We start from the raw sequence: 17,410 nt of genomic DNA, 5'->3' as shown, positions 1-17,410 counted from the left end.
ATCACCCGCTCGGCTAGTCCCAACCTATGGGAAAAAGGCTTTTGCCGCCTGGCGATGGCGGTGGCGACAACATCGAGCCGGTCGATCTGAAGAAAGCGCTGGAAGAGCGCTATCTCGCCTATGCGCTGTCGACCATCATGCACCGGGCGCTGCCGGATGTGCGCGACGGGCTGAAGCCGGTCCATCGCCGCATCATGCATGCCATGCGGTTGCTCAGGCTCAACCCCGACCAGGGCTTCGCCAAATGCGCCCGCATCGTCGGCGAGGTGATGGGCAAGTTCCATCCGCATGGCGACCAGTCGATCTACGACGCGCTGGTGCGGCTGGCGCAGGATTTTTCGATGCGCTATCCCCTGGTCGACGGCCAGGGCAATTTCGGCAATATCGATGGCGATAACGCTGCCGCCATGCGCTACACCGAAGCGCGCATGACCGACGTGGCGACCGAGCTGCTGTCCGGCATCACCGAGAATGCGGTCGACTACCGGCCGACCTACAATGAGGAGGACGAGGAGCCGGTCGTGCTGCCCGGCGCCTTCCCCAACCTGCTCGCCAACGGCTCGTCCGGCATTGCCGTCGGCATGGCGACCTCGATCCCGCCGCACAATGCCGCCGAGCTCTGCGACGCCGCCCTGCATCTGATCGAGCAACCCGATGCGCCGGTGACGACGTTGATGGATTTCGTCCAAGGCCCGGATTTCCCGACCGGCGGCATCATCGTCGACAGCCGCGCCTCGATCCTCGAAGCCTACGAGACCGGTCGCGGTGGTTTCCGCGTCAGGGCGAAATGGAGCCAGGAGGACCAGGGCAGGGGCACCTGGAGCATCGTCGTCACCGAAATCCCCTATGGAGTCCAGAAGGCGCGGCTGATCGAAAAGATCGCCGAGCTGCTGATGGCGCGCAAATTGCCGCTGCTCGAGGACATCCGCGACGAGAGCGCCGAAGACGTCCGCGTCGTGCTGGTGCCGAAGAGCCGTTCGGTCGATCCCGGCATCCTGATGGAATCGCTGTTCAAGCTGACCGAGCTCGAAAGCCGCTTTCCGCTCAACATGAACGTCCTGTCGCGCGGCAAGATACCCAACGTGCTGTCGCTGAAAGGCGTGCTCAAGGAATGGCTGGAGCACCGCCGCGAGGTGCTGATCCGCCGCTCCAGGCATCGCCTCGGCGAGATCGAAAGGCGGCTGGAGATCCTCGCCGGCTATCTGATCGCCTATCTCAACATCGACGAGGTGATCAGGATCATCCGCGAGGAGGACGAGCCCAAGCAAGTGATGATGGCGCGCTGGTCGCTCACCGACAACCAGGCCGAAGCCATCCTCAACATGCGGCTGCGTGCCCTGCGCAAGCTCGAGGAATTCGAGATCCGCAAGGAATTCGACGGTCTCACCACCGAGAAGAAGCAGATCGAGGCGCTGCTCGCGTCCGACGCCCGGCAGTGGTCGATGATCAAGTGGGAGGTCTCCAGCATCCGCGAGAAATTCGGACCGGAAACCGCGCTCGGCAAGCGCCGCACCCAGTTCGCCGACGCACCCGAACATGACCTGACCGACATCGCCCATGCCATGATCGAGCGCGAGCCGGTCACCGTGGTCGTTTCGGAAAAGGGCTGGCTCAGGGCGATGAAAGGTTATCTGACCGACCATTCGTTGCTGACCTTCAAGGAGGGCGACAGCCTCAAGCTGGCCTTCCACGCCCAGACCACCGATAAGGTGCTGGTCTTCACCACCGGCGGCAAGTTCTACACGATCGGCGCCGACCGGCTGCCGGGCGGGCGCGGCCATGGCGAACCGATCCGCATCATCGTCGACATGGACAACGACCAGGACATCGTCACCGCCTTTGTCCATGATCCCAAGCGCAAGCTGCTGTTGGTGTCGCACGACGGCAACGGCTTCATCGTGCCGGAAGAGGAAGTCGTCGCCAACACCCGCAAGGGCAAGCAGGTGATGAATGTCAAGGCGCCCGACGAGGCCCAACGCTGCATGCCGGTCGCCGGTGACCATCTCGCCATCGTCGGCGAGAACCGCAAGATGCTGGTCTTCCCGCTCGCCGAGATCCCTGAAATGGGGCGCGGCAAGGGCGTTCGCCTGCAGAAATACAAGGATGGCGGCGTCCTCGACCTCAAGACCTTCACGCTCGCAAGCGGTCTCTCCTGGCAGGATTCTGCCGACCGCACCTTCATCAAATCACGTGAAGAGCTGGTCGAATGGATCGGCGCCCGAGCCTCGGCTGGACGCATGGTGCCGAAGGGATTCCCGAGGACGGGGAAATTCGGGTAGTGGAGCGCCTTTCCTTCTCCCCTTGTGGGAGAAGGTGGATCGGCGCGCAGCGCCGAGACGGATGAGGGGTGCTGGAAGAAATGAGGCGTTGGTGTTCCCTGGAACACCCCTCATCCGACCGAGCTTCGCTCGGCCACCTTCTCCCACAGGGGGAGAAGGGAAGGCGTAAAGCATCACCATTTGGAATGTCGTCACGATTGCTGCACTATCATGGTGCATAAGCATCGCTACATAAGACGCAGACACACGCGTTTGGGAGAAACAGGCACTTGAAGGAAGCCAGGGTTCGGAAACCGGAAGGGCAGCAACGCCTGTTCGGCCTGTCGACGCCGGTCAGATCCGCCGTCATTCCGCCGCTGTCGGCGGCGCGGTGGCTGCTGGTGCTGATCGTCGCCGCCGGTGTCTATTTCTTTCATGGTTTCCTGGTCCCGGTGCTGGCTGCTCTGGTCATCGCCTTTGCCAGCTGGCCGCTCTATCGGCGGTTGCTTGCTGCCGTCGGCGGCAACCGCACGGTCGCCGCGACATTGGCGATCCTGTTCATCCTGACCTTCCTGGTGGTGCCGATCGCGCTCGCCGGCGCCTACGCCAGCAACGAAGTCCGCGAATGGGTTGGCTGGGCGATCGAGACCAACCGCCATGGTGCGGTGACGCCGCACTGGATCGCCACGCTGCCTGTGGTCGGCGACTGGCTGAACGAGCAGTGGACGCGCAATCTCGGCCATCCCGGCGGCATCGGCGAACTGATCCAGCTGATCAGCGGCGCCAACATAGGCAGCATCTACCGCGGCGTGCTGGCCGCCGGCGGCAGCGCCTTCGGCCTTCTGCTGGCGCTGCTGTTCATGATGATCGCGCTGTTCTTTGCCTATCGCGACGGCGAGCATTTCGCCGGCCAGGTCGACCGTCTCGGCGAACGCATCCTGCCGACCAGGTGGGAGCGGATTTCACGCGTCGTGCCGGCGACGATTTCCTCGACGGTAACCGGCATGACCATTATCGCCATCGGCGAGGGGGTGGTGCTGGGCGTGGCCTACTGGCTGGCCGGCGTGCCGTCGCCGGTGACGCTCGGCGCCCTGACCGGCATCATGGCGCTGATCCCCGGCGGCGCACCGCTGTCCTTCACGCTTGTTTCGATCTATCTCGCCGCCAGCGGCTCGCCGATGGCCGGTTTGGCGCTGTTCATCTGGGGAAGCGTCGAACTGTTCATCGTCGACAAGACATTGCGGCCGAAGCTGGTCGGCGGCCCGATAAAGCTGCCGTTCCTGCCGACCTTTTTCGGCCTGGTCGGCGGCGTCAAGACGATGGGCTTTCTTGGCCTGTTCATCGGTCCGGTGCTGATGGCGTTGCTGGTCGCGATCTGGCGCGAATGGCTGCGCGAGGTGGAATTGGCCGACGAGCTTGCCCCCGCAGCGCCGGCGGAACTCGAAGGGGCGCCGCCGCAAATCGAAATCGTTGCCGAGAAGAAGTCTCAGGCCGGGTGACGGACTGCAAGGCTGGCGCGGCGTTTTCGCCCCTCATGCAGCTGCCATAGCGAATGGGCGACCAGCGTGACGATCAGGATCGCGCCGCCGATCAGGCTGTTGCGCGACGGCGTCTCGGCAAAGATCATCCACATCCAGACCGGCGCCAGCACGGTTTCGAGCAGATAGAACATCGCCACTTCCGGTCCCGAAATATATTTCGGTCCGTTGGCGAGGCAGAAGAACGAGATCGGCATGATGACGGCGCCGTTGAAGATGATCCACCATGGCGCGTTTACGTGAAACCCTTCGCCCGAAACCATGAACACCGCGACGGCCAGGGGCAGGATCACGCCGATCAGCGAAGCGAACCCCATGTCCTTGCCGCTGGCGCGCGAGATGGTGATGGCCAGCGCGATGAAGAAAGCCGAGCACAGCGCCATGAGGTCACCGAACAGGTGGCCGGTGCCGATCGAATCGCCGACGATGATCGCGACGCCGACGATCATGGCCAGCATCGCCATCACGGTGACCAGTCGCGGTCGCTCCTTCAGGAACAGCCAGGACAGCAGCGCCGCGAACACGGTGTTGAAGGCCAGGATGAAGACCAGGTTGGCGGTCGTGGTGTGATAGATACTGATGACGAAGGTAACCGAGGTCAGGCCGTAGCACAGGGCGACGACGAGCCCTGACCAGCCGGGGATGAGCTGGGGCGCGTTACGGCTCAGCGAGCGCCACACAGCCCAGATGATCAGCGCCGCGACCAGGGTGGTGCCGGTGCGCAGCAGGAGGATCGTCCATGCGCCGCCGTCGGCGAGCCGGATCAATGGAATGTCGATGGTCAGCGTCAGCCCGCCGATGGCGGTGATGAGAAGGCCTTTTTGATGATCGTTGTGGGACGACATGTCAGTTCCCGCAATGAATTTGGAGGCAGGCGCAAAATTGGCCCGGCGTCTGGCGTTTCAGCAGGGCAGCCGAAAACCAGAAGCATCCTCCTTGAAGCAGCTTAAGGATGGTTGGCGAAAGAGCGGATCAGCGCGAAACCGCTTCGTGGTCGTAGCGTTCCCAGCCTTTCGGGCCGAGATGCTCCTGCGGCATGAAGCGCATCTTATAGTTCATCTTGCGCGAGCCGTTGACCCAGTAGCCAAGATAGACATGGGGCAAGCCCATCGCCCTGGCGCGAGCGATGTGGTCGAGGATCATGAAGGTGCCGAGCGAGCGGTCCTCGAAGTCCGGGTTGAAGTAAGAATAGACCATCGACAGGCCATCGGCCATCTTGTCGGTGAGGGCGACTGCGATCAGCTCGCCCTGGCCCTTGCCGGTGATAAAGCTGTCGGGGCCGCGGCGCCGGTATTCGATGACCTTGGTATCGACATGCGTGTCCTCGACCATCATGGCGTAGTCGAGCACCGTCATGTCGGACATGCCGCCGCGGCGATGGCGGGCATCGAGATAGCTGCGGAACAGCGAATACTGCTCGGTCGACGGTTGCGCGTCGTGCATCGCGCCGATGAGGTCTGAATTGTGCTGTATCACCCGCTTCATATTGCGGCTGGCAGTGAATTCCTGCGCCAGGATGCGCACCGAAACGCAGGCGCGGCAAGTCTCGCAGGCCGGCCGGTAAGCGATGTTCTGCGATCGCCGGAAGCCGCCTTGCGTCAACAGGTCGTTCATCTCCGATGCCTTGTCGCCGACCAGATGCGTGAACACCTTGCGCTCGAACTGGCCCTCAAGATACGGGCATGGCGACGGCGCGGTCAGGAAGAACTGCGGCGACTGGGTTGGATGCTGCGTCATCGACCCTTGGAAACACTCCTGCGAATCATCATACCTTTGGCGCGCACGGCGAAAAATTCAACAGGATTGTGAAAGTGTGGCTACCGGACGCCTTCACTTTGCACATAAATGCTCGCTGGGACTGGTGAAAAGCTGTTTCAGCGGTCACTGCGGCTGACCACCGTGCCGAGCAGCAGGTCGTGCAGCGTGCGCTTGCGGTCGGCAAACAGCGACACCAGAAGGACCAGCGGCGTCAGGATGACGTTGCCGGCCCAGAACAGAACCGAATGCACCACCGCCGTCAGCCCGTCGATGCGGGTGCCGTCCAGCCGGTCGAGCCGGATCCCCATCATCTTCATGCCTGTCGTGGCCTGGTCGGCGCTGCCGAGCGTGTTCCAGATGTAGAGGATGGCGACGACCGGCACGAGGATGGAAAACAGCATCCAGCCAAGGCCAAGCGTCAAAATCCCGAGGAAGAACACCAGGATCGCGAACGGAATGGTGAGCAGCGCGACGATGCAATAATCGATGATGAAGGCGAGGACACGCCGCGTGCGCACGCCATCATAGGCCCTGACATCATCGAGCCTGCTGATTTCGCCGTCGAGAACGCGCGCGTTCATGTCATTTCCTCGCAATCAGGCCCGGCATAGGGTGCGGACCGCCTGGTGTTGAAATGGTGAAGTCCTGCGGCGGAATCAAGATCGAGCCTTTTTCGGCCCTGCTACCGGAGGCAACGCCGAATGTAGACTGGATCGGTTGAATTTGCAGCACGGATGACGTTAGTTTGCTGCAGCGCAACAAATACGGCAAATGCGCCCAAGGGGCGAGGGACAGGGCCAATATGGACTACGACATGCTGGTCATCGGCAGCGGGCCCTCAGGGCGCCGCGCCGCGGTGCAGTCGGCCAAGCTCGGCAAATCCGTGCTGGTGGCCGACAGGGGCCGGCGCCTTGGCGGCGTGTCCGTGCATACCGGCACCATCCCGTCGAAGACCCTGCGGGAAACCGTGCTCAACCTCTCGGGCTGGCGCGAGCGCGGCTTCTACGGGCGCGGCTACCGGGTCAAGCAGGATATATCGATCGGTGATCTGATCGAACGCCTGCACAAGACGCTCGATCACGAGGTCGAGGTGCTGCAGCACCAGTTCATGCGCAACACGGTCAAGAGCGTGCGCGCCACAGTCAAGTTTCTCGGTCCCAACAGAGCCAGCCTGACGACGGATACCGGCGACTACAGCGAGGTCGGTTTTGCGCATGCGCTGATCGCGGTCGGCACCCGCCCGCACCGGCCGCGCGACGTGCCCTTCGACAAGATCCGTGTCTTCGACAGCGACGAAATGCTGGAACTTGAGCGCCTGCCGCGGACGCTGACGGTGATCGGCGCCGGCGTCATCGGCGTCGAATACGCGACGATCTTTTCGGCGCTCGACGTGCCGGTGACGCTGGTCGAGCCGCGCGACAGCATCCTCGATTTCGTCGACCGTGAGATCGTCGACGATTTCATCCATCAGATGCGCGACCGCGGCATGACGATCCGGCTCGGCAGTGCGATCAAGGAGATCGCCTCGAAACCAGACTATGCCGAGGTGACGCTTGCCGACGGCCGCAGCATACGCTCGGAGATGGTGCTTTATGCGGCGGGGCGCACCGGCAATGTCGGCGCGCTCGGCCTCGATGTGGTCGGCATCGAGGCCGACTCCCGGGGCCGCATCAAGGTCGACCCGCAGAGCTTCCGGACCAGTGCGCCGAACATCTATGCCGCCGGTGACGTCATCGGCTTTCCGAGCCTCGCCTCGACCTCGATGGAGCAGGGCAGGGTGGCCGCCTGCCATGCCTTCGGCGTGCCGTTGCCACCGCCGCCGGAAACCTTTCCCTACGGCATCTACGCCGTGCCGGAAATCTCGACCGTCGGCCAGTCCGAGGAGCAGGTGCGCGAGGGCGGCGGCGCCTATGAGGTCGGCGTGGCGCGCTTCCGCGAAACCTCGCGCGGCCATATTATGGGCGTCAACACCGGCTTCCTGAAGCTTCTGTTCTCGATCGAAACGCGCCGGCTGCTCGGCGCGCATATCGTCGGCGAGGGCGCAACCGAACTGATCCATATTGGCCAGGCGGTGATCAATCTCGGTGGCACCGTCGATTTCTTCGTCAACAACACCTTCAACTATCCGACGCTGGCCGAAGCCTACAAGATCGCCGGGCTGGATGCCTGGAACCGGATGGGGCGGGCATAGGGCGACGGGCTCATCAATTCGCCTGCGCGATGGCGGCTGCCGGGCCCGCCAGCCACTGCCTGACGATTTCAGCATCCCGGTCGCCGATTTCATGGCCGGAGGCGATGGTGTGGGCCTCGACCGCGGCGCCATGCGATTCGAGCAATGCGACCAACGCCGGCGCGAAGGGCGCGTAGGTCAGGTCATCTGCGCCGGCGATGATCAGCACGCGCGCTTTGGACAGATCTGCCGGGGGCACGTCGTCGAGCACCGGCATCGGGCGCAGCAACGCTGCCCGTTCGATGCGGCCGGAATGCAAAAGCATCACGCTCGAAACCAGATTGGCGCCGTTTGAATAGCCGAGGAAACTCGTCCGGGCGAGATCGAGACCGTGGCGGTTCGCGGCCGCGGTGATGAAGCCGGCGAAAGCGTCCGTCTCGGCGCGGATACTGTCCTGTTCGAAACGCGTCGGCGTGATCCGCGCGAACCAGCGGAAACCGTCCTCCTGGGCGACACGGCCACGCACCGTCACCAACACCGCATGCGGTGCGATTTGCCGCGCCAGCGCCACCAGCGTCGTTTCGTCGACGCCGGATCCGTGCAGCAGGAAAAGGCATTCGCCGCTTGCATCCACGGGCCGGTAAAGTCGGTAGAGAAACGGCAGGTCGCGCCGCAAAAAGCCGTCTTCCGGAGGTTTTTCGGCCATATTGCATCCTTTTGATTTCGTGTGGTTTTTATTCATTTGCCGGCTTCAAACGGAATATTTTCGGGCTCCTTCAAAGTTGATTGAACCGGGCGCATTTCAGTCCGTTTGTTTGCCGATATGCTCCTGCGGGAGGAATCGAAGCGGTGCGTCCGGCGGTCGCATCGATCGCGGCATGAACAACCAGCTTTGAGGCCTTTTATCGATGACCATGTCAATTTCACCGGATCGCGGGCCGCGTATCCCGGATCGCGGGCCGCGTGCCGCGGAACGCGATACGCGCATCGATGTGTTCCGCGCTCTCGCTCTGCTGATCATATTCGTCGACCATGTCCCGGGCACGGTTTTCGAAACCCTGACCTACAAGAATTTCGGCTTTTCGGATGCCGCCGAGGCCTTCGTGCTGATCTCCGGCATGTCCGTCGCGCTCGCCTACGGCGCAAAATTCCAGTCCGGAAACCGGCTCCTGGCGACACTGAAATTGTGGCGCCGCGCCGGAGTGCTCTATGTCGCCCACATCGTCACGACGATGGCGGTGCTGGCCATCTTCTGCGCGGCGGCGATGTTCGCGAAGCGGCCGGACATGCTGACCCTGATCAACATCGAGCCGTTGATCAGGGACCCGCAACATGTGCTGATCGGCATCGTCACGCTTGGCCATCAGCTTGGCTACAACAACATCCTGCCGGTCTATGCGGTGCTGCTGCTGATGGCGCCAACCTTCCTGCTGTTCATCAGCTACCGGCCTTTCACGGCGCTCACCCTGTCCGGAACTCTGTGGCTGGTTGCCGGAATCTACCAGATCGCCCCGCCGAATTACCCTGAGCCCGGCTTCTGGTTCCTCAATCCGCTGTCGTGGCAGTTCCTCTTCAACATCGGCCTGGCGAGCATGCTGCAGATCAGGCGCGGCGGCGCCATTCCGGTCAATCGCTGGCTGGTCGGCGCGTCGGCGGTCTATGTCGCGATGGCGTTGGTCTGGGTGCACAGCCCGCTATGGGGGCACGTGTCGTGGCTGAACCTGCCCGTGGTGCTGACCGGCTTCGACAAGACCTTCTTGTCGCTGCCGAGGCTGCTGCACATCCTGGCGTTGAGCTATCTGATCGTGGCGTTTCCTTCTGTCTCCAACCTCTTCCGCACCAGCCGCGATCATCCGCTCGCCATATTGGGCAAGCGATCGCTGCCGGTTTTCATCGCCGGCACGCTGATCGCCATGGCGGCGCAGGTGATGAAGCTGATCAACCCGGGCGGATTTGCCTATGACAGCCTGCTGATCGCCGCCGGCATCGCCATGCAGTTCGCGCTCGCCTATTATCTCGAATGGCTGTCTTCTATTGGCGGCAACAGCAAGCCGGTCCGCAGCCAGGCGCCGCCGATCCATGCGTCCTTCGGCGTGGGCGGCATGGCGGCAGGCGTTAATAGGTAGACGCCGGGCTCAGGCTGTCTTGGGCGGCGGTCCCGAAGATGCCCTGACGACAAGCTCGACGCCAAGCGTCTCGCGCCGCAACGTGCCGTCGAAGTCGAGGATTGTTCGCGCCGCCCGGCGGCCGATCTCGGCGATTGGCTGCGCGACCGTGGTCAGCGGAGGATCGCAAAGTGCGGCGTCAGGCACGCCGTCGAAGCCGACGACGGAGACGTCGCCGGGAACCGCAATGCCACGCGCGGCCAACCATTCGATCGCGATCATGGCGATCCGGTCCGACATCGCCAGGATGGCGGTCGGCTGCGCTGCCGAGGCGAAGATCGTTTCGAGGCCGGCCCTTGTGCTGGCTTCGTCGTTTTCGGTCTCGTATACCGGTATCCCGGCGGTATCGACGCCATATCGGGAAAACGCCTCGAAATAGCCGACGAGGCGATCGCGCGTGCCGGTGTAAAGGGCCGTCCGGACCTTCTCCGGCGAGACAAGGCCGGTGCTGCCGTCGGCGAAGGGCAGCGCCAGCACGGCAAAGCGCCGATGGCCAAGCTCGGCGAGATGCTGCGCCGCCAGGCGGGCACCGGCGACATTGTCGACGCCGATTGCCGAAACGGTGTCGTCGTCGAAGCCGAGCTCAAGCGCGACAAAGGGGAGTTTGCGTTCGCGCGTCAGTTCGACAAGCCGTGAACCGCCCTCGATGCAGAACAGGATGAAGCCGTCGACCAGCGCGCTCTGGATGTTCCAGGCAAGTTTTTCCTGGTTGCCGGCCGATACCAGCGCTATTCCCGCGCCGGTAGCGTCACAGGCCTCGGAAATGCCGGCCATCATCGCGCGGGCAAAGGGATCATCGAAGAAATAGGACAGCGGCTCGGTCGTGGCGACGCCGATCGCGTTGACCTTGCCGGCGCGCAGCAGCCGGCCCTTGGGGTCGGGACCGGCATAGCCCATCGCCTCGGCCGCCGCCTTGACCCGTTCGCGGACTTCCTCGCGCACTATTTCGGGACGGCTGAAGACGTTGGAGGCGGTGCCGTGCGAAACCCCGGCGGCCTTGGCGATGTCGGCCAGCCGGATGGGTCTTGTATTGCTTTCGCTGGATGATGCCATTTTTCTGCCTCCAGCCCGCCTATCTAGCATCTTTGTTGGATCGATTCAAATTCTGCTTGACATCAGCGTGGTCCAAGCCTAGTTTTGAATCGATCCAATTGAGCGTCGTCGTTGGATCGATTCAGGAAGGAGCGAGCCATGCACCCCGTCAACTATCTTTTCGAAGACATCTATCGCAACGACTGGAGCATAATTTCGAAGCCAGTGACCCGGACACGCCGCGGCAGCGCCGGCCCGTGGATTCGCGATCTGCGTTTTCTTGTGGAGCGCAGGCGGAGCTGATCGGCAGCGCTTTTTTCATACCTGTCGATTGGATCGATTCAAATCTCAAATCGAAGAGGAAGCCACGCCATGCACCCGATCAACCATCTGTTCGAAGAGATCTATCGCAATTATTGGGGCATCTCGCCGGCCATCGACAGGCCGGAGCGGCGGCGACTGGCCAAGCCGGCGGCACGCAATCGCGACCTGCCGGTCCGGCCAGAGCGCCGGCAAGAGTGGCCATCGTCTGACTGACCGTCGTTTGGCGGAAGCCGAATCCGGCCGCCTCAGGAGCGCGGGCGCTTCAGCGCCGAGGCCGCAACCGCCAGCCAACCGGCAATGAGCAAGGTGCCGCCGATCGGCGCCGACATCGAAAAAAGCCGCGAGCCGAGGAAGTCGCGGGCGAGCAGGTCGCCGCAGAACAAGACAAGCCCGACGAGAAGAATAAGGCTTGCGGTACGCATGATCCGGTTTGCGCCGACGAGGCCGACGGCCAGGAAGACCGGTGCATGCATGAGCAGGAACGACGCGACCGTGCCGACGAAAGCGCCGCCCAGATGTGCCGCCGCGGCAAAAAGCGCCACACCGGCCGCGCCGCACAGACCGCCGACGAAAACGAGGATGCGGCCGATGCCGCTTGCTGGGTGGTCGGCTGTGCTCATGTCTTGGACTCCGTGAAGTGGCCCGCAAACCGTGTCAGGATTTGCCCGCCTGCACCAGCATGTCGCGTGCGCGGCGCGACTGGACCAGCCAATTATACGCCGCTCCGCCCGCCATCAGCACCGACGTGCCGAGAAACACCGCGCGCATGCCGAAATGACCGCCGACGAAGCCGCCGAGCAACGGCCCGGCGACCTGTCCGACATACTGCGCCGAAATCGACAGACCGAGCACATTGCCGCCGACGCCGTCCGGGACATTATGGCGGATGACGCTGGTGATGCAGGGCAAGAGGCCGCCAAGCGCCAGTCCCATCAGGAAACGCAGGCCGACGAGCTGCCAGCCCTGGGTGACGAAAGCCTGCGGGATCAGCAGCAGCGCCGAGACGGCAAGCGCCGCAATGATGACGTTCCAGTGACCGACGCGGTCGGCGAGCCTGCCGAGACGCGAGGCCGACAGGATGGCGCCAAGTGCCGCCGCCGACATGACCACGCCGGACATCAGCGTGACCCGGCTTTGGTCCTCGATGATCTGCTGCACATAGACCGCGATGATCGGCTCGATCGACATGGTGGCGAAGCTCAGCAGCATGCCGGTCACCAGCATCGCGACGACCGGGCGCTTGTCCGGGATTTGCGACCAGCCGCCTTTCGGCTTCTCGGTCGATGCCGATTTGTCGGTTTCCGGGCGAGGGTCCTCCTTGATGAGAAAAGTAGTTGCCAGGAACGCCAGGAAAATGACGCCGCCGGCGAGCAGGAAGGTGGCGCGGATGCCGATCAAGGGCGGCAGCGCGCCGCCGAGCAAGGGACCGACGAGAGCGCCGCCGGTGATGCCGGCCGACAGCACGCCGAGCGCCCAACCCGACCGTTCCTTCGGCGTCTGCATGGCGACGAGAATGGTCGAGCCCGAGGAATAGCCACCGGCGAAACCGATCAGGAGGCGTAGCAGCACCAATTGCCAGACGGTCTCCACCATGCCGGTCAGCGACATGCAGACGGCCATGCCGAAACTGGCGCGCACCAGCATCAGCTTGCGGCCGTAGCGGTCGCCAAGCCGTCCCCACAGCGGCGCGACCAGCGCGGCGGCGAAGAAGGTCGCGCCATAGGCGATGCCGGACCACTGCACAACAGCCGCGTGGCCCTCGGCGCCCAGCTGCTCGACGTAAAGCGGCAGGAAGGGCAACAGCAGAGTCATGGCGACAAGCGTGCTGAACGAGCCGGCAAAGCACACGGCGAGGTTGCGGCGCCAATGGATATTGTGGGCGCCTTGGGTGGCAGGGTCTTGCGGCATGTCTGTCCTGTCCTGCAGTCTCTCGACGGCATCATTGCACAAGAACTGGCGCGGCCTGCCTGCCAGGGGACTAGCAGCTTCGCGGGGTGATTGCGGTGGCAACCACTTTCGCACTCGCTTCGCGAGCGGCGATGGCGTAAGAGCGGCGATGGAAAACAACCGATTTGAAACACCCGTGACCGTCAAGGGCGCGGCGGGAACCACTCAGCTCTTGCGCACGGCCCGCGAGGCTTCCGACTACCTCCTCAACAACTGGCCCGGCAAGCGCAGTCCAAAGCATCGCGAAGCGCTGCAGGCCTGCCATGATGCGCTGGCCGGCGACAAACCGGCAATGATCGCAAGGCGTGCCTTCATCGCCGCCGCCCGCGAAGTGAACGTTTTCGTCAGCGACAAGGCGCCGGTCTGAAGACGCAGCGAAATCTGATCTGATCCGCCGCGCGGGCCGGGTGCGCTTTTACTAAGGGGCAATCGCTTCAGCTTGCGCTGCCCCCCATTGCCCTGCCCGTCCTCCGCAGCAGCTGCGGAGGGTGGACCGGGCATTTCTCACCGGACGGGAGAAAGCGGCCTGCACCAAGGGTTTCGCCAATCTCCGGCGTTGCAGAAAGCGCGCCAAAGTTGCGGCCAGTTCCCTTCTCGCCGTCACTATGAAGCGATTGCCCTGCAGTTTACTCTGCGGTTTCCGTTTCGGTCTCGGACGTGGTCTCGTCTTCCGGCTTCGAACGTTCCTTGGCTGCAACCTTGGCCGCTTGCTTTTCCGCCTTCTTGGCAGCCTTCTGCCGGTCGCGTTCCTTGCGTTCCTGGCCGTAATTCGGTGCTCGCGCCATATCTCTTCCTTTCACAATCCCAAAGGTTCTTAGCCCTGCCTAGGAGCATTGGGCTACAAACACAACACCGCAAAGAGCGATCGGCTCCATCGACAGCCAGGCGGGCCGGCTGAACACGGTTCCGTGGCTTGCAAGATAGCCGGCACAATGGTGTAGGAGGGACCGGGGGGCAAATCACAAGCCGATTTTTCACCAAGTGACCGATGGCCACCCTTCAAAGAAACGCACAGAAGCTATTCTACTATGCGCGCAATGCCGTGCGCGATATCGCACCGCAGGCGCTGTTCCGCCGCAGGCTCGCCGGGTTGCTCGATCAGGCCAGGCTTTCGGACGGATCGGTCCGCGCGCGTCTCAACTGCTACAACAGATTGCAGGACGCTTTCGCGCCAAGCGGCGGTGCCGTGCCGGTCAGCCGGCTACCGAGAGGCCGGAGCATGTATTACTACGATCTGAAGGAATTTACCCGCTACTTCGATCCCGATTTGCGCATCGATCTCGAATTCGGCGACGTCGTCGACGTGCCTGCGATGCCGTCGATCGTCAAGGATCGGCCGATCGCCGGCGACAACAGCAACGGGGTGCTGTTCAAGCTCAACAAGTTCCGCCACTTCCACATGCCCGCCGACGATGTAGCCTTCGCGGACAAGCTTCCGGTTGCGGTGTGGCGCGGCGAGCTCAACAACCCGATAAGGACCTTGCTTCTGGAGGTTGCGCGCGATCTGCCCTTTTGCGATGTCGGAACGCCCAAACCGACGGCAGCGCCCGAATATCGCAAGTCTTATCTGAGCATCGACCAGCAGCGGCGCTGTCGCTACATCATTTCGCTCGAAGGCAACGATGTAGCGACCAACTTGAAATGGGTCATGAGTTCGAATTCGCTGTGCCTGATGCCACCGCCGACATATGAGACATGGTTCGCCGAAAGCGAACTCGTGGCTGGTGTTCACTATGTGCCGCTCGAACCCGATTTCACGGATCTTGCCGAGCGGGTGCAATATCTCGAACGCCATCCGACTGAGGCCGAACGCATCGTTGCCGCCGCCAACGCCTATTGCCGCAAGTTCGCCGACGAGCGGGCCGAGCAGGCGATCTGCTTGCTCGTGCTCTACAAATATTTCGTGCTCAGCGGCCAGATCGAGCCTGATCCCGAGGTCTGGCGTTTTATTTCAGGCTAAGCCCGCGGCGACTTCGACCTGATCCGGATCGTTGTCAGATGTCCTCCCGGTCAAGAACCAGATCGGCCGGACCAAACCGGTCTTTTGCCGTGAATTGCTGGTGCCAATAGGGATAGAGAACGGGCGGGCGGCTCACAGCGTCGAGGCGTGCGCGCTCATCGCTGGTCAGCACCAGGCTGGCTGCGGCGATATTGTCCTTGAACTGCGCTTCGGTCCGTCCGCCGATCACCAGCGAACTGACCGCGGGCCGGCCGAGCAGCCAGGCAAGCGCCACCTGCGCCGCCGAAACGCCATGGTTCTCGCCGATATGGGCAAGCACGTCGACGATCCGCCACAGCCGGTCCTCGTCGCGGATCGGCGGTTCGGTCCAGCCGCTGATCTGGCGGGCGGTGGCCTGGTCGCGGTGGTATTTGCCGGACAGCAGTCCACCGGCGAGCGGGCTCCATACCAGCACGCCAAGCCCCTGGTCGACCGAGATCGGCAGCAGTTCGTATTCGGCTTCGCGCGCTTCCAGCGTGTAGTGGATCTGCTGGGTGACGAAGCGCGGCTGGTGCTGGCGGTCGCTGATCCCCAGCGCCTTCATCACTTGCCAGCCGGAATAGTTGGAGCAGCCGACATAGCGGATCTTGCCCTGGCTGACGAGCGTGTCGAGCGCGGCGATGGTCTCTTCGAGCGGCGTCGTGCCGTCCCATTCGTGCAGGAAATAGATGTCGATGACGTCGGTCCTGAGGCGCTTCAGGCTCTTCTCGCACTCGCGAATCAGATGATAGCGCGACAGGCCCTCATCGTTGGGACCGTCGCCGATCCGCATGCGCGCCTTGGAGGCGATCAGCACATCGCCCTTGCGTTTGCCGCCGAGCGCTTCGCCGATGATCTCTTCCGAAAGCCCGTTCGAATAGACATTGGCGGTATCGATGAGATTGATGCCGGCATCGATGCAGAGGTCGATCATCCGGCGTGCCTCGTCGAGATCGGTCTTGCCGACCGCCGAAAATGCGCCAGCGCCGCCAAAAGTCATGGTGCCCATGGTCAGCGTCGAAACCTTCAGCCCGGAACGGCCAAGTGTGCGGTATTCCATGTCAGATCCTCGCGATTGCGTTGAAAAGGGTGCTTTGAAGGTTGCTCGGGGAAACCTGGCATTTGTAGGACAATTCGAGCCGCTTGTCGTGCGTGCCAGGCAGGCTGATCGATCACATCTCGCGGAGTTGGGCGACCGGCGTGCGGGCCGGCTGCAATAAAACCGTCATTGCCGGCCTATATGCAAGTCGGCTCAAGGTGTCCGATCTCGGCCGGCAGGCCGAGGCCGACGCGGGCGTGCACGCGGAGCAGCATAAATGACCGAAGCAAAACAGAATTCTCCCGCCAGGGACTGGCTGGAAGCGGAACTCGCCGACACGCTCGACGAGGACTACGAGCTGGAGTTGTCGGAACCGGCGCTGTCGCTGGAAATCGCCAAGATTTACAAGAACGCGCATCCGCCCTCGATGGATCGCCTGCAATATTTTCGCGACCTGATCACGCTGCAATCCGAATTGATCAAGCTGCAGTCCTGGGTGGCTTACACCAGGAAGAAGCTGGTGGTGGTTTTCGAGGGCCGCGATTCGGCCGGCAAGGGGGGCGTCATCAAGCGCATCACCCAGCGGCTCAATCCGCGCATCTGCCGCGTCGTCGCACTTCCGGCGCCGACCGAGCGCGAGAAATCGCAATGGTATTTTCAGCGCTACGTGCCGCATCTGCCGGCAGGCGGCGAGATCGTGCTGTTCGACCGCTCCTGGTATAACCGCTCCGGCGTCGAATGTGTGATGGGCTTCGCCGAGCCGGACCAGGTCGAGGAGTTTTTTCGCGACGTGCCGGAGTTCGAGCGCATGCTGGTCCGCTCCGGCATCACCCTGGTCAAATACTGGTTCTCCATCACCGACGAGGAGCAGCAGATGCGCTTTCAGATGCGCATCCATGATCCGATGAAGCAGTGGAAGCTGTCGCCGATGGACCTGCAGTCGCGCGTGCGCTGGGAACAGTATACCAAGGCCAAGGAAGAGACCTTCGCCCGCACCAACATTCCCGAAGCCCCCTGGTTCATCGTCGAGGGCAACGACAAGAAGCGGGCGCGGCTGAACTGCATCGATCATCTCCTCAAGCAGATGCCTTATGAGGAAGTGCCGCACGAAGAGATCACGCTGCCCGATCGTGTCTTCAATCCAGAATACGAGCGCCAGGTGCTGCCGCGCGAGCTGTATGTTCCGGAGAAGTATTGAGGA

17 protein-coding genes are annotated in these 17,410 nt (G+C 62.8%); 8 read left to right on the top strand and 9 right to left on the bottom strand.

From position 1 onward, the window contains the following. The first annotated feature begins 26 nt into the window (after positions 1-26). Both parC and AC0L2A_RS25270 read left to right on the top strand, forming a co-directional pair. Positions 27-2,279, top strand: a complete 2,253-nt coding sequence (gene parC / locus AC0L2A_RS25275; protein WP_473611116.1) for a DNA topoisomerase IV subunit A — start codon at positions 27-29, stop codon at positions 2,277-2,279. A 269-nt stretch (positions 2,280-2,548) separates the two neighbouring features. Further along, positions 2,549-3,757, top strand: a complete 1,209-nt coding sequence (locus AC0L2A_RS25270) for an AI-2E family transporter (protein WP_287345710.1) — start codon at positions 2,549-2,551, stop codon at positions 3,755-3,757. Here AC0L2A_RS25270 and AC0L2A_RS25265 read toward each other — a convergent pair. From AC0L2A_RS25265 to AC0L2A_RS25255, 3 genes are all read right to left on the bottom strand, one after another. Continuing rightward, positions 3,745-4,641, bottom strand: coding sequence for a DMT family transporter (locus AC0L2A_RS25265; RefSeq protein ID WP_473611115.1), 897 nt, complete (start codon positions 4,639-4,641; stop codon positions 3,745-3,747). The two genes, AC0L2A_RS25270 and AC0L2A_RS25265, sit on opposite strands and share 13 nt — an antisense overlap. A gap of 127 nt (positions 4,642-4,768) precedes the next feature. Then, positions 4,769-5,533: an arginyltransferase gene (locus AC0L2A_RS25260; protein WP_027154654.1), complete on the bottom strand. Its 765-nt coding sequence runs from the start codon at positions 5,531-5,533 to the stop codon at positions 4,769-4,771. A 137-nt stretch (positions 5,534-5,670) separates the two neighbouring features. Next, positions 5,671-6,135: an RDD family protein gene (locus AC0L2A_RS25255; protein ID WP_473493539.1), complete on the bottom strand. Its 465-nt coding sequence runs from the start codon at positions 6,133-6,135 to the stop codon at positions 5,671-5,673. A 221-nt stretch (positions 6,136-6,356) separates the two neighbouring features. Between AC0L2A_RS25255 and sthA the strand changes: the two genes are divergently transcribed. Beyond that, positions 6,357-7,745, top strand: coding sequence for a Si-specific NAD(P)(+) transhydrogenase (gene sthA / locus AC0L2A_RS25250; RefSeq protein ID WP_473611127.1), 1,389 nt, complete (start codon positions 6,357-6,359; stop codon positions 7,743-7,745). Between the two features lie 13 nt (positions 7,746-7,758). Here the strand turns inward: sthA and AC0L2A_RS25245 are convergent, their stop codons facing one another. Further along, positions 7,759-8,430 (bottom strand): alpha/beta hydrolase, encoded by a 672-nt coding sequence (locus tag AC0L2A_RS25245; RefSeq protein WP_473611113.1) that lies wholly within the window; start codon positions 8,428-8,430, stop codon positions 7,759-7,761. 202 nt (positions 8,431-8,632) lie between these two features. Here AC0L2A_RS25245 and AC0L2A_RS25240 point away from each other — a divergent pair, with 202 nt between their 5' ends. Further along, on the top strand, positions 8,633-9,850 hold the full coding sequence (locus AC0L2A_RS25240) for an OpgC family protein (protein ID WP_473611112.1): 1,218 nt from the start codon (positions 8,633-8,635) through the stop codon (positions 9,848-9,850). 9 nt (positions 9,851-9,859) lie between these two features. Here the strand turns inward: AC0L2A_RS25240 and AC0L2A_RS25235 are convergent, their stop codons facing one another. Continuing rightward, positions 9,860-10,942 carry a LacI family DNA-binding transcriptional regulator gene (locus tag AC0L2A_RS25235; RefSeq protein WP_473611111.1) on the bottom strand — a complete coding sequence of 361 codons (1,083 nt, stop codon included), beginning with the start codon at positions 10,940-10,942 and terminating at the stop codon, positions 9,860-9,862. Positions 10,943-11,293: 351 nt separating this feature from the next. On the opposite strand from AC0L2A_RS25235, the gene AC0L2A_RS25230 reads away from it, so the two are divergent. Next, positions 11,294-11,458 carry a hypothetical protein gene (locus tag AC0L2A_RS25230; RefSeq protein WP_091591593.1) on the top strand — a complete coding sequence of 55 codons (165 nt, stop codon included), beginning with the start codon at positions 11,294-11,296 and terminating at the stop codon, positions 11,456-11,458. Between the two features lie 32 nt (positions 11,459-11,490). Here the strand turns inward: AC0L2A_RS25230 and AC0L2A_RS25225 are convergent, their stop codons facing one another. Both AC0L2A_RS25225 and AC0L2A_RS25220 read right to left on the bottom strand, forming a co-directional pair. Beyond that, positions 11,491-11,865 carry a DUF423 domain-containing protein gene (locus AC0L2A_RS25225; RefSeq protein WP_091591591.1) on the bottom strand — a complete coding sequence of 125 codons (375 nt, stop codon included), beginning with the start codon at positions 11,863-11,865 and terminating at the stop codon, positions 11,491-11,493. A 34-nt stretch (positions 11,866-11,899) separates the two neighbouring features. Next, entirely contained in the window at positions 11,900-13,153 is a 1,254-nt protein-coding gene (locus AC0L2A_RS25220; protein ID WP_473611110.1) for a multidrug efflux MFS transporter, read from the bottom strand. Positions 13,154-13,301: 148 nt separating this feature from the next. Here AC0L2A_RS25220 and AC0L2A_RS25215 point away from each other — a divergent pair, with 148 nt between their 5' ends. Beyond that, positions 13,302-13,559 (top strand): DUF982 domain-containing protein, encoded by a 258-nt coding sequence (locus AC0L2A_RS25215; RefSeq protein WP_023798420.1) that lies wholly within the window; start codon positions 13,302-13,304, stop codon positions 13,557-13,559. A 259-nt stretch (positions 13,560-13,818) separates the two neighbouring features. Here AC0L2A_RS25215 and AC0L2A_RS25210 read toward each other — a convergent pair whose 3' ends face one another. After that, positions 13,819-13,977: a hypothetical protein gene (locus AC0L2A_RS25210; RefSeq protein ID WP_023798419.1), complete on the bottom strand. Its 159-nt coding sequence runs from the start codon at positions 13,975-13,977 to the stop codon at positions 13,819-13,821. A 203-nt stretch (positions 13,978-14,180) separates the two neighbouring features. Here AC0L2A_RS25210 and AC0L2A_RS25205 point away from each other — a divergent pair, with 203 nt between their 5' ends. Next, the gene (locus tag AC0L2A_RS25205; RefSeq protein ID WP_473611108.1) at positions 14,181-15,152 is read left to right on the top strand and encodes a glycosyl transferase family 90; all 972 of its coding nucleotides are present in this window, start codon (positions 14,181-14,183) and stop codon (positions 15,150-15,152) included. A gap of 34 nt (positions 15,153-15,186) precedes the next feature. On the opposite strand, the gene AC0L2A_RS25200 is transcribed toward AC0L2A_RS25205, so the two are convergent. Further along, the gene (locus AC0L2A_RS25200; RefSeq protein ID WP_287120433.1) at positions 15,187-16,230 is read right to left on the bottom strand and encodes an aldo/keto reductase; all 1,044 of its coding nucleotides are present in this window, start codon (positions 16,228-16,230) and stop codon (positions 15,187-15,189) included. A 256-nt stretch (positions 16,231-16,486) separates the two neighbouring features. On the opposite strand from AC0L2A_RS25200, the gene ppk2 reads away from it, so the two are divergent. After that, positions 16,487-17,407, top strand: a complete 921-nt coding sequence (gene ppk2, locus AC0L2A_RS25195) for a polyphosphate kinase 2 (protein WP_473611107.1) — start codon at positions 16,487-16,489, stop codon at positions 17,405-17,407. Positions 17,408-17,410 lie beyond the last annotated feature (3 nt).

It is taken from the genome of Mesorhizobium sp. WSM4844 (assembly GCF_055811775.1).
This window is presented reverse-complemented; position numbering and strand designations above follow the sequence as displayed.